The 11,309-nt window shown below is 70.7% G+C and carries 11 protein-coding genes and 1 pseudogene; 3 read left to right on the top strand and 9 right to left on the bottom strand.

Features of this window, described 5'->3' with window-relative positions:
• Together E1294_RS48310 and E1294_RS48305 are read right to left on the bottom strand one after the other, a co-directional pair.
• Positions 1–1,885 (bottom strand): annotated as a pseudogene (locus E1294_RS48310) (hypothetical protein); the annotation flags it as partial.
• A gap of 45 nt (positions 1,886–1,930) precedes the next feature.
• Positions 1,931–2,218 carry a GH39 family glycosyl hydrolase gene (locus E1294_RS48305; RefSeq protein ID WP_132518903.1) on the bottom strand — a complete coding sequence of 96 codons (288 nt, stop codon included), beginning with the start codon at positions 2,216–2,218 and terminating at the stop codon, positions 1,931–1,933.
• Between the two features lie 83 nt (positions 2,219–2,301).
• On the opposite strand from E1294_RS48305, the gene E1294_RS48300 reads away from it, so the two are divergent.
• Entirely contained in the window at positions 2,302–2,706 is a 405-nt protein-coding gene (locus tag E1294_RS48300) for a nitroreductase family deazaflavin-dependent oxidoreductase (RefSeq protein WP_132518901.1), read from the top strand.
• Positions 2,707–2,720: 14 nt separating this feature from the next.
• On the opposite strand, the gene E1294_RS48295 is transcribed toward E1294_RS48300, so the two are convergent.
• The 5 genes from E1294_RS48295 to glgA form a co-directional block, all read right to left on the bottom strand.
• On the bottom strand, positions 2,721–2,924 hold the full coding sequence (locus tag E1294_RS48295) for a hypothetical protein (protein ID WP_132518899.1): 204 nt from the start codon (positions 2,922–2,924) through the stop codon (positions 2,721–2,723).
• A 2-nt stretch (positions 2,925–2,926) separates the two neighbouring features.
• Complete coding sequence (locus tag E1294_RS48290) at positions 2,927–5,224, bottom strand: WXG100-like domain-containing protein (RefSeq protein ID WP_132518897.1); 2,298 nt, start codon at positions 5,222–5,224, stop codon at positions 2,927–2,929.
• Positions 5,225–5,236: 12 nt separating this feature from the next.
• Complete coding sequence (locus tag E1294_RS48285; protein ID WP_132518895.1) at positions 5,237–5,548, bottom strand: hypothetical protein; 312 nt, start codon at positions 5,546–5,548, stop codon at positions 5,237–5,239.
• 3 nt (positions 5,549–5,551) lie between these two features.
• Positions 5,552–5,929, bottom strand: a complete 378-nt coding sequence (locus tag E1294_RS48280) for a YbaB/EbfC family nucleoid-associated protein (protein ID WP_246083806.1) — start codon at positions 5,927–5,929, stop codon at positions 5,552–5,554.
• A 65-nt stretch (positions 5,930–5,994) separates the two neighbouring features.
• Positions 5,995–7,167, bottom strand: a complete 1,173-nt coding sequence (gene glgA / locus E1294_RS48275; protein ID WP_132518893.1) for a glycogen synthase — start codon at positions 7,165–7,167, stop codon at positions 5,995–5,997.
• Positions 7,168–7,335: 168 nt separating this feature from the next.
• Here glgA and glgC point away from each other — a divergent pair, with 168 nt between their 5' ends.
• Complete coding sequence (glgC, locus tag E1294_RS48270; RefSeq protein ID WP_132518891.1) at positions 7,336–8,571, top strand: glucose-1-phosphate adenylyltransferase; 1,236 nt, start codon at positions 7,336–7,338, stop codon at positions 8,569–8,571.
• Between the two features lie 245 nt (positions 8,572–8,816).
• Here glgC and E1294_RS48265 read toward each other — a convergent pair whose 3' ends face one another.
• Positions 8,817–9,731 carry a hypothetical protein gene (locus tag E1294_RS48265; protein ID WP_132518889.1) on the bottom strand — a complete coding sequence of 305 codons (915 nt, stop codon included), beginning with the start codon at positions 9,729–9,731 and terminating at the stop codon, positions 8,817–8,819.
• A gap of 215 nt (positions 9,732–9,946) precedes the next feature.
• On the opposite strand from E1294_RS48265, the gene E1294_RS48260 reads away from it, so the two are divergent.
• Entirely contained in the window at positions 9,947–10,495 is a 549-nt protein-coding gene (locus E1294_RS48260; protein ID WP_132518887.1) for a nuclear transport factor 2 family protein, read from the top strand.
• A 33-nt stretch (positions 10,496–10,528) separates the two neighbouring features.
• On the opposite strand, the gene E1294_RS48255 is transcribed toward E1294_RS48260, so the two are convergent.
• Positions 10,529–11,309: hypothetical protein (locus E1294_RS48255; protein WP_425465280.1), on the bottom strand; the 781-nt coding region annotated here is incomplete at its 5' end.

The raw sequence follows: 11,309 nt of genomic DNA, 5'->3' as shown, positions 1-11,309 counted from the left end.
GGATCGGTGTGGCCAGGATCAGGGCTTCGCTCAGGTCGTCGGTGTCGCCGCGCGCGGAGAAGCGGGCCAGCAGGGCCTGCGCCAGCGCCTGCTGGGCGGGGGCGGGGTCGCGGGCGATCTTGAGGGCGAGTTCGGCCGCCTGGCGGGCGCAGTCCACGGCGTCGTCCAGGTCCTCCGGCCGTCCCGCCCGCGTGGCGCGCCACCGCAGCACCTCGGAGATCAGCCCGTACGCCTCCGCCCGCAGCGCCGGCCGGTCACCGGCTGCCAGGGCCTCGCGCAGCGCGGCGACGGCCTCGTCGGCGCTCTCTGCGCTGAGACGCAGCTTGAGCGCCCGGCCGAGCAGCAGCAGCACCTCGGCCCTGGCCGCGTCGTGCCGGTCCTGGGCGGCGAGCGCCGCGTGGGCGGCCGCGACCGGCTCGGCCGGATCACCGCCGGTGGCGACGGCTCGTGTGAGGAGCGCGTTCGCCAGGGCGGCGAGCAGGCGGGCACGCTCGGGGTGGCCGGTGGGCGCGAGCACGGCCCCCTCGCGTGCGGCGTCGACGGCGGCGTCCAGGTCGGCGAGGTCACCGGTGGCGGCGTAGCGCCTCCGACAACGCTCGCCCAGCAGAATGAGCCGCGCGACGGGGTCGGCGCCGAGTCCCCGGACCGTCTCCCCTGGCGTCACGCGGATCGCCTCCAGCATCTCCATGCCGGCTTCGAGCGACCGCTCGTCCCCCGTGACCACGAACCACTCGACCAGCCCGGCCGCGTAGGGAGCCACCACCCCGGACGTGGCCCACGGCTCGTGCCAGAAGTCCAGCGCGCACTGCCCCACCCTGATGAACGCCAGCAGGGCACCGTCCGCCAGCGACCGGTCGGCCCGCTCACGGGTGAGGTCGACGAGCGTGCGCAGCGCCTGCGATCTCTCCTGGCTGCCCGGAGGGCTCTGCGCCGCCCTCAGGTACGCCCTGACCAGTTCCTCGTCGCCGGGCGCGGCGCAGGTGAGCGCGTCCGCCAACTCACCCGTGTGAGCGACGGGGTCGGCAAGGGCCGCCCGGAACAGCAGGTGCACGGCGTCGTCGGCGGCCTCAGGCGCGCCCGTCTCCTCGTGCAGCCGCACCAGGCCGCCACCCAGCGCGGCCAGCGCGCCGGGCGCCCACGCGGGGCCGGTCGCACGCATGCGGTTGCCCGGCCCGGCGGATTCGGCGGAGCGGCCGCGTTCGGGCGACCCGACGGGCTCGGACGATCCGACGGATTCGGATGATCCGACTGGTTCGTCCGTTCTGCCGGGGCCGGGCGACCGCACAGGGTCAGGCGAACCGGCGGGATCACCGGTTCGCGCCGGACCGGGCGAGCGGGTGGGGTCGGGCGCGCGTGCCGCGTCGGATGCGTGTGCCGGGTCGGGCGAACGTACGGGGTCGGGCGGACGTACGGACTCCTGCAGCAGCAGCTCGCCCATCCGCTCGGCGACCTCCTCCGCCCCCGGACGCGCCATCGCGTGCCGGACCAGGGCCTGGATCAGCAGCCCCACGTGCGGGTACGCGCCAGGGTCCACAAGCCGGAAGATCTCCTCGACCAGACCGGCCCAGCCGTCGGCCGAGTCGCCGGAAGGCATGCTGGAGCCCCGCAACCGCTCGGGCAGCCGCCCTGGGTCGAGCAGCGCCACGGCGGCGAAGAACGCGCCCGCCACCGCGGCGTCCTGCGTGATCCGCTGGTCGAGCCGGTAGCGGGCGAGGTGCAGCATGCCGATCAGGCGCCATGCAACGGCGTCGGAGCGGTCGCCGGCGCACGCGCGCATCGCCTCCTCTGCCTCGGCCAGCGCCACGGGATCCCAGATCAGCTCGGGATCGGCGGCCTGCTCGAAGCGTTCGATGCGGGCGGCCAGTGCCTCGGCCGGATCGGTCATGGCCAAAGGCTCTCACCAGCGTGCGTCCGCGTACAGACGTGCTGATCACGGTGTCAGCTCGATCAGGGAGACGCCGGGCATCGGCAGGTCGGACGTCAACGTGACGGTCCCGCCCTCGACGGTGCGCGGAGGGGCCGCCTCGTCGAGCGTGTTGGCCGCGCGGAGCCTGTCCCACTGCTCATCCGCAGGCCACGCGCCGCCGCCCATCGACCGCCAGACCGCCTCGACGTTGGAGTGGTCGTGGTCGATGCGGTGGTGGGTGACGGTGTGCGGGCCGTCGAGCCCGTCGACGGTCAGCTCGATCGTGCGTTCTCTGTAAGCGCTTACACCCATGCAGTGGGCCAGGGTCGCCAACTTCTCGTACAGACCCAGGCACGTAACGGTGAGGTCACGCCGGTCGCGGGTAGACAGGGTGCATGCTCTACGGCAAGGAACATGTCCAGCGTTATCAGGAAACCGACGGCGCCGAAGGACACGACTGGAACAACACCACGGTGCTCCTCCTCACCACCAAGGGCCGCAGATCAGGCCGGCCGTACACGACGCCGCTCATCTACCAGCGACACGGCGACGACCACGTGATCGTGGCCTCCAAGGGCGGCGACCCCGACCATCCGGAGTGGTACAAGAACCTTCTCGCCAACCCGGACGTCGACGTGCAGGTGAAGGACCAGCGGTTCAAGGCCCGCGCCCGCACGGCGACCGCGGAGGAGAAGCCGGAGCTCTGGCGGCTGATGACGGCCACCTGGCCGGACTACGACAACTACCAGCGCCAGACCGACCGCGAGATCCCGCTCGTCGTCCTCGAACGCATCGCCTGACCCCGCGAAATCTGCTATCTCACCGGGACGAACTCCACGTAGCCGTTGCTCCAGCCCGTGTACCAGTCATATGTCTCCGAGACGGTCAGCCCTCGGGAGATCATCGTCTGCTCGAACATGCCCCGCAGTTCCTCGGAGCTGGCCTCGACGTCACCCTCGGCGGTCAGCTCGATGGTGCCCAAGATCCTGTCGGTGCGAACCTCTCTCACCTGCAGCACGCTCACTCCTGTTCGAAAATCGATCGTGACCCTGAAGCGTTCTCGGCGATCTTCAAGAACCGGTGCCAGGTGCCATCGAACCAGTCCGTACGCCCAAGACCTTCGAAATACGGCCGCCCCGACCAGATCCGGGCGGCCAACCGCTCCACGTCCGTCGGGCTCAACTCGTTTTTGATGTATGCGTAGTCCTTCAGGATCATTCCGTCCCACTTTCGCGACACCCAGTAGTCGGCGAAGGGAGAGTTCGTCATCTCGGCCACCTTGCCTCTGTACTGCTCGGGGAGTTGGTAGAAGGCCCCCGACATGTCGATGCCCCACACATCGCCGTTCTCGTCGCGGATGATGTTGCGGAGATTGGCGTCCGCGTCGACGCCGAGGACGTGAAGGAACCCGAGGAGCTTGGCGGACAGGTTCGTGGGCAGCACCCCCATCCCCAGCAGTGCGGCGCCCGTGCCCACGAACGGCATCACGACCGTGGTCGCGTCGACCCGGTAGACGGGCGGGACGTTTGCTCCAAGGCGTTCTCCGAGGATCGACCCGAGCACCTCGGCATCGGCCTCCCTCCTGATCCGCACCTCCTTCAGCACCCAGTCCGCGCCCTCGAAGTCGAACGTGCGTACCCGGCGCGCGTTGATCCCACCACCCAGATTGCCGCCGTCGTTCTCGCCCAGTTGCTGGACGGCCTCCATGAGTAAGGGCGGCATCGGCCGGAACCCTGGATGCGGCGGGATCGGGGAGACCGTCGGCCGGCCGAGGCCTCCGTGTCCTGGGTCGCCAGGGTTCGGGGTGACGGCGATCGGCTCGGCTCGGTGATTGATGAGCAGGTCGATACGGTTGCGCGCACTGCCCGGGCCGCCCGTCTGGTCCAGCCCGGACAACGCAGGCCCGGGGTCCGGCCCCCGGGCGGCGTGAGTGGCCGGAACCGCACGCGTGCCCGGCCCGGCGGCGCCGTCCGGGCTGGAGGGCGCGAGATCTTGCCCCGGTGGGCGGGCGACGGGGGAGGCGTCCTGTGAACGGGTGGCCTGGCCACCGCCCTCTCGCCTGATCACGGGATCGGGCCTGTGCGAGCCTTCCGGCCCGGCCAAACGCTCACCGCCGACGTGCGGCGCGGCGCCCGGCGCCGGACGCTCCGGGGTGGCGGGCATCTCCGCCCGGTGGGCGGCGGGAGTCGGCTCCGGCGGCGCGGCCCTGTCGCCTGGGCTGTCAGACGGACGTGCGGGCGCGTGACCCCCCGCCGGCGGGGCGTCGCGTACGGCACCCGCCAGGCCGGTCTCGGGCGCCGGACCACCGCTCTCCCGTCGGACCCCGCTGCCGTACGGATCTTGCCCATCGCGGACGCCCTCGGGGTCGTACGGCGTGCTCTCCGCGCGCGAAGGCCGGGGATCATCCGAGCCGGGGGGTTGATGAGGCGACCTTCCTGGAGCCGCCGCCGGATCATGCGCGGGTGGTGGACCGCTATCCGTATGCCGCGCGGTCCCGGGATTCCAGCTTGCCCAGTGCGCGTCCGCCCCTCCCAGCGCCCCTGCCGTGGTGCCTTTCGCCACCATCTCCCAGTCGATCGGCTGGCCGCTCAGCAGCATGGTGGCCAGCGTGGCCCCACCGCCCGCCACGGCGGAATGCCCCATCAGCCCCAGAACGGACCGAGGCGGCAACAACCCCGTGCTCAACGTCAGCGAGACGCCGGTGAGGGCTCCGGATACCGCCGACCAACCCACCTGATCCCAGTCGATCTCCTCGCGCCGGGACTGGCTCGCCTGGACGTACAGGTCGATGCCGCCCATCAGCGTCCCGAAGAGCGCCACGTTGAACAACAACCTGTTGCGCAGCTGCCGCACTGTCATCCTGGCGGCCTGCGCCCGGGCGCCGGCGGCAGCCCACGCCACCCCCGACGCCGGCGACACCATCGCCCAAAGCAGCCAGGACAGCTGCACGATGAGCAGCAGCACCGAAGCTTTGATCATGCGCTTGACGTACTGAACCTGCACACCCAGGTCGTTACAGGCCAGCGCCAGCCCCGCCAGGCGTTTGAGCAGCTCTTCCTTACGGCTCTGGGCCTCGCGCCCTACCCGGTCGACGAACCGCCTGAGCGCCGCACCGTCCCAGTCACCGCGCTCGGCTCCGCCGGCCGCTCCCCCCGCGGCGCTCCCATCCCCGCGCACCCCGCCGTTGATCCGGTGGAAGGCCAGCGCCAGATCGTCGGCCAGCCGAAACAGCACGACTTCATCCGCCTCGGGCCAGTCCATGCCGACGACCCAGCCGATCCAGGGTCGTACCTGTTCGGGGATGGGAACCCCGTCCAACCACACCGGCGATCAGCCCTGCCCGCGCTCATCATCTGCGGCCTCGTAGCTCGCCGCGGTGTCCCGCAACCCCGTGTGCAAACCGTCGAGCTCTTCGATGTAGGCGTCGAACGCGGCGAATATCTGCTCCTTCAGCTGGGGATAGTGCTTCTCCAGCTCGGCGCCGTACTGGTCGTGCCCCATCGGCCGCCCCGCCGTCGCGAAGGCCTCCCGCACGTCATCGCGAACATCCTCGACGAAGGCCGCCTCGTCCGCGGCCTGCCCGCCCCGCCGCCGCCGGATCCTCTCCCATTCCGCGGCGTAGCCCTCTCCGCCTCCACCCATGGACTACGGCTCCTGAGGGCTCGGGAAGAACCCCTTCAGGCCCGCCCCGGTACCGAAGACGTCATCGTACGGCACCCCTTCCGGCAGCATGGGCTCCACCAGCTCTCGTGTCCGGGCCGACACCTCACGCATCGCGACCCCGACCTGGTGCATGATCGCGTCGGCGAGCTCGGAGGGCGACAGCTTGCGGTAGACGCGGGGATCCAGGGCAAGAGAACGCACCTGCCCACGCGAGTCCACGATCACCGTCACCATCCCATCCGCGGACCGGGCGGCGTGACTGAGCTCGTTCAGCTGCTCGTACACGTCGCGCATTCGGCTCGCCGATTGGCCGAAGCCTGCCGTCGCTTCCTTGAAGGCGGCGTCGATCTCTTCCTGCACAAGAGCCCCAAACGTAACTGTCCGATATCGAAGATAGTCGAAACGGTGCCGAAACGGAGCAACCTTTACGAGAGCAAGGAGCTGTAGAGATCGCGCGTGCGGTGGGCGATGCGTGACCAGGAGAAGTGGTCGACCGCGCGGGCGCGCCCGGCCCGGCCCATCGCCCGGGCGCGGGCCGGGTCGCCGAGCAGGGTGTTGACGTGTTTGGCCAGGTCGGCGGCGAACCGCTCGGGGTCGTGCGGCGTGCCGTCGCCGCTCTGGGAGATCGGCACCAGCAGCCCCGTCTCGCCGTCGGCCACCACCTCGGGGATGCCACCCGTCGCCGTCGCGACCACGGCCGTCTCGCAGGCCATCGCCTCCAGGTTGACGATCCCCATCGGCTCGTAGACCGACGGGCACACGAACACCGTGGCGTGCGTCAGCAGCTGGATCACCTCCGGCTTGGGCAGCATCTCCTGGATCCAGAACACGCCGTCGCGGTCGAGGCCGCGCACCAGCGCGGTCACCTCGGCGGCGATCTCCGGTGTGTCGGGCGCCCCCGCACAGAGCACGAGCTGGGCGTCGCGGTCGAAGGAGCGCGCCGCGTGCAGGAGGTGGACCAGGCCCTTCTGGCGGGTGATGCGGCCGACGAACACGACGTAGGGCCTGCCCGGGTCGACGCCGTGCTTCTTCAGCACGTCGAGGCGGGGGTCGGGGGCGTATTCCGCGGTGTCGATGCCGTTGTGCACGACGGCGACCCTGCCGGGCGGGATCTCGGGGTAGGCGGCCAGGACGTCGCGTCGCATGCCCTCCGACACCGCGATCACCGCATCGGCGGCGGCCAGGGCGGTGCGCTCGGCCCACGACGAGATCGTGTAGCCGCCGCCGAGTTGCTCGGCCTTCCACGGCCGCAGCGGCTCGAGGCTGTGCGTGGTGACCACATGGGGGATGCCGTGCAGCATCTTGGCGACATGCCCGGCGAAGTTGGCGTACCAAGTGTGCGAGTGAACGACGTCCGCGCCCTCGCAGGCGGCGGCCATCTCCAGATCGACGCCGAGCACCTGGAGCGCGGGGTTGGCGCCCGCGAGCCCGCCCGGCACGCGGTAGGCCGAGACCCCGGCCTCGGCGCGCGCGGCACCGAAGCAGCGCACCCGCACGTCGGCCAGTCTCCGCAGCTCCCTGGCCAGGTATTCCATGTGCACCCCGGCTCCGCCGTAAACCTCCGGCGGATATTCACGGCTGAGCAGATCAACACGCATGACACGACCCTATGGCGGGCCATGACCGGCGGACCATCACCCAGGGCGAGTGTTGCCCCTTGGCCGGTTCCTCCGGCGGGCACATTGATCCGCAAACCCGGACACGCGCGAATGCCCCCGTGCGGGCTTTCGTCGATAGATCGGCCATTTGAGGGTAGCGTCCAGAACATGAGGTCCCGGAAGGTGCTTGCGGTCGTGCTGGCAGGTGGAGAGGGCAAGAGGCTCATGCCGCTCACGGCGGATCGGGCCAAACCGGCCGTGCCGTTCGGGGGGATGTATCGGCTCATCGACTTCGTGCTGTCCAACCTGGCCAACGGCGGCTTTCTGAAGATCGTCGTGCTCACGCAGTACAAGAACCACAGCCTCGACCGGCACGTGTCGCGCACCTGGCGGCTCACGGCGATGCTGGGCAACTACGTCACCCCCGTGCCGGCCCAGCAGCGGCTCGGCCCCCGCTGGTTCTCCGGGTCGGCGGACGCGCTCTTCCAGAACCTGAACCTGATCTACGACGAGATGCCCGAGCACGTGATCGTGTTCGGGGCCGACCACATCTACCGGATGGATCCGCAGCAGATGGTCGAGCAGCACGAAGACTCCAGCGCCGACGTCACCGTGGCGGCGATCCGGCAGCCGCTGTCGCTGGCCGACCAGTTCGGCGTGATCGAGACCGACCCCGAGGGGCGCCGGATCGTCGCCTTCAGGGAGAAGCCGAAAGACGCGGTGGGGCTGGCCGACTCGCCCGACGAGGTGTTCGCGTCGATGGGCAACTACGTGTTCAAGACGCAGTCGATGATCGACGCATTGCGCGAGGACGCGCTCGACCCCACGAGCAAACACGACCTGGGCGGAAACATCATCCCCATGCTGGTCAAGTCGGGCGGGGCCGACGTGTACGACTTCGCGCACAACATCGTCCCCGGCTCCAGCGAGCGCGACCGGGGCTACTGGCGCGACGTGGGGACGCTCGACGCCTATTACGACGCCCACATGGACCTCATCTCGGCCCACCCGGTGTTCAACCTCTACAACGACAAGTGGCCGATCTTCACCGGGCACGACCCGCTTCCGCCCGCCAAGTTCGTGCACAACGACGGTGACCGGGTGGGGCGGGCGATCGACTCGCTGGTGTCGCCCGGCGTGATCGTCTCCGGCGGGACGGCGATCCGGTCGGTCCTGTCGCCCAAGGTGGTGCTCCACTCGCATTCACGGGTGGAGGACTCCGTGCTGATGGAGAACGTCAAGATCGGCAGGGGCGCGGTGGTGCGCAAGGCGATCATCGACAAGAACGTCGTCATTCCCGACGGCGCGCGGATCGGCTTCGACCTGGACTACGACCGCACCCGATTTGCGCTGACGCGGGGCGGGGTCGTGGTCATCGGCAAGAACGAGATCGTCGACCGGTAGGCGGGCGGATCCCGGCGTGGTCTCCCGCGGTTCAGGCGGTCACGGTCCCCGCGTTTCCGGCGGGGTGCCCGAGGGGGGACCGGGCCGGCGCCGGAGCGCCGGTGTCACAAAGGTCGTCAACAGGTAGGGAGCCCGGGAATCGGGGGAGGGTCCCGGGCCACGTGGCAGTGTCCCGGGACGGCACGGAATCGGCCCGAACAGGTCGGACCACCCCTTCTCAGCGCAGGCTCAGCCAGGCCGTCTCCCTAGTACCGGCCGTACCAGGGGCTGGGCCAGCCGTAGGGGTGCCCCCAGTCGCGGTAGCCATAGTGCGGCCAGCCCCAGTGGTGGTACGGGCGGTAGCCATGGTGGTGGCGCCGGTCACCGTCGTGCCCGCGGCCCCAGCTGCTGGCGTACCTGTCGTCCTCCACGGCCTCCAGGTCGGTGGTGTCGTGCTCCTCAGCCTGCTGGGCGTCCTCGGACTCCCAAGCCTCCTCCGACTCCCAGGCCTCCTCGGAGGTCTCAGCCTCCTCGGACCCCCAGGCCTCCTCCGACTCAGCGGCGTCCTCGGACTCCCAGGCCTTCTCCGGCTCCGCGGCCTCTTCCGACTGCCAACCCTCACGGGCCTGCCCGGCGTCCTCGGAGTGCCACGCCTCTTCGGATTGCCAGGCCTCCTCGGACTCAGCTGCGTCCTGCGACTCCCAGGCCTCCTCGGAGGTCTCAGCCTCCTCCGACTCCCAGGCCTCCTCGGAGGTCTCAGCCTCCTCCGACTCCCAGGCCTCCTCGGAGGTCTCAGCCTCCTGCGACTCCCAGGCCTCCTCGGAGGTCTCAGCCTCCTGCGACTCCCAGGCCTCCTGGGACTCCTGCGACTCGCGGACGTCCTCGACGGCTTCGGCCTTCTCCGCTTCCTCGGCCTTGTGAGCTTCCGCGGCTTCCTGGTTCTCCGCGGTCTGGGCCGTCATGTCGCCGTAACGGAACGCTTTCCGCTCACGGCGGTCGGTGCAGGCGTCGGCGTCGCGACGGGACGCGTAGACGCCCCAGCGGTCGATGCGGAGTGTGTGCGTGGCGTCGGACACGCTCAGGCCGCAGGTGACCTCTTCAGCGTGGGCAGGACCGGCTATGGCGACGAGCGCGGCGGCGGTGGCCAGAGCGCCACCTGTGGCTATGAGCTTACTTCTCACGTTCTCCCCCTGTTATCACGAAGTGACAAGCCTTAATCACTCTATGTAGTCGTCGTCGTAACGTGGTGTAACGCCACGCGAGGAACGTCTCACCGCTTTGCTGGATGTCTCGGGACAAGATCGCGCTTATGTCACCGCGCTTCCCGTGTCGATAGCCATCGGTTATAACGACAGATCTTGGACTCGGAGAGCTCGGCGAGCGCATCATCGTCGCCATGAGGATCCAGCCCGTACACCGCCCGTCCGCCCGCCGCCGCATCGTGTCGGTCCCGCGCCTTCGCCGCCCGGCTGCAGGCACGGTTACGACAGCCCTGCTCCTCGCCGGAGCGCTCGCCGTGAGCGCCTGCGGCGCCGGTTCTGACGATGCCGTCAGGGCCGCCGCGGATCGCATAACCGTTGATCTCGCGCCGGCATCGCCGTCCGGAACCAGCCCCGGCGCGGCGACCGGCGTGGCCGCGGCGGCGCAGGCGTACGTGGACGCGGTGAACGCCCGCGATCTGGACGCGCTCGTCACCTCCTTCGCCCGGGACGGCGAGATCGTCGACGTCCGCCGGAGCATCCGCGGGCACGACGCCATCCGCGCATGGGCGGACAACGAGGTGATCGGCGGCACGCTGCGGGTGGTCTCCGTGGTCGAGAACCGGGCGGACGGGCAGCGGCTGCTGGTCCACTGGGCTCCCTCAGGATCCAGCGGGTGGCGCGCGCACTATGACTTCACGGTGCGCGGCGAGCGCATCGTCAAGGCGGACCTCCAGTACGCCTGACCGCGCCCGGCCGCATCCCCAGGGTGGAACGGCCTAACCGTGCCGCCAGAGCGCGGCTCCGGTGAGGTCGCCCTCCCCGGCGACCGAGCCGGCGGCGTAGACCTCCCTGGTGCCGGGACGCCACGCCAGCGCCGCGACGACGCCGTCGATCTCGGCTGACGTCCAGTGACCGCCCGCATGACGCAGCAGGCGGGCGCCCGTCGCGTCGAGCACCCACATGCCGCCGGCGCCGTCCGGTTCCGCCTGGGTGAACGTGGTGCCGAGCGGGCCCCACCGGCAATGCCACGCTCCGCCGTCCCAGTGCAGCGCCACCGGGCGTGACCGCTCCAGCGGCTCCCCCTCCGCGTCGTACTTCCCCCGCACCAGCCAGGACACCCCGCCCACCGCCCACACGTCGTCGGGGCCGAGCACGGCCACGTCGGCGAGCCGGGCACGGGGCGAGGCGGCCCCGCGCGCAACGCCGAGCTCCGGCACGCCGACCGCCTGCCAGGCCGAGCCGTTCCAGCGGGCGGCGGCCGGTTCACCCGGCACGGGCGGGCCACTCACCGTCCACACGTCCGCGCCCTCTCCCCCGACGGCTCCCGCCCTGGACGGCAGCCGGTACGCCAGCCAGCCCGAACCGTCCCACCGCATTGCCGCCCGCCCTGACACGACCCACGGCCCACGCGCCGCCGTGCCGTACAAGCCGATGGACGAGCCGATGAAGCCCCCATCGAATGGGCCGCCGGCGGACGGAACCCCGGAGGGGCCGCCGGAACGACCCGCGGACGGCGGCTTGACGGTCGGCGCAACCGTGGGCTGAGGAGTGGACGAA

This window comes from Nonomuraea diastatica (assembly GCF_004349015.1).
Lineage (GTDB): Bacteria > Actinomycetota > Actinomycetes > Streptosporangiales > Streptosporangiaceae > Nonomuraea > Nonomuraea diastatica.
This window is presented reverse-complemented; position numbering and strand designations above follow the sequence as displayed.

Excerpts from the sequence above, each read along its gene's own strand:
- E1294_RS48305 (WP_132518903.1), bottom strand. The coding sequence starts at position 2,218 with ATGGGTGTAAGCGCTTACAGAGAACGCACGATCGAGCTGACCGTCGAC.
- E1294_RS48300 (WP_132518901.1), top strand. The coding sequence starts at position 2,302 with ATGCTCTACGGCAAGGAACATGTCCAGCGTTATCAGGAAACCGACGGC.
- E1294_RS48285 (WP_132518895.1), bottom strand. The coding sequence starts at position 5,548 with ATGGGTGGAGGCGGAGAGGGCTACGCCGCGGAATGGGAGAGGATCCGG.
- glgA (WP_132518893.1), bottom strand. The coding sequence starts at position 7,167 with ATGCGTGTTGATCTGCTCAGCCGTGAATATCCGCCGGAGGTTTACGGC.
- glgC (WP_132518891.1), top strand. The coding sequence starts at position 7,336 with ATGAGGTCCCGGAAGGTGCTTGCGGTCGTGCTGGCAGGTGGAGAGGGC.
- E1294_RS48260 (WP_132518887.1), top strand. The coding sequence starts at position 9,947 with ATGAGGATCCAGCCCGTACACCGCCCGTCCGCCCGCCGCCGCATCGTG.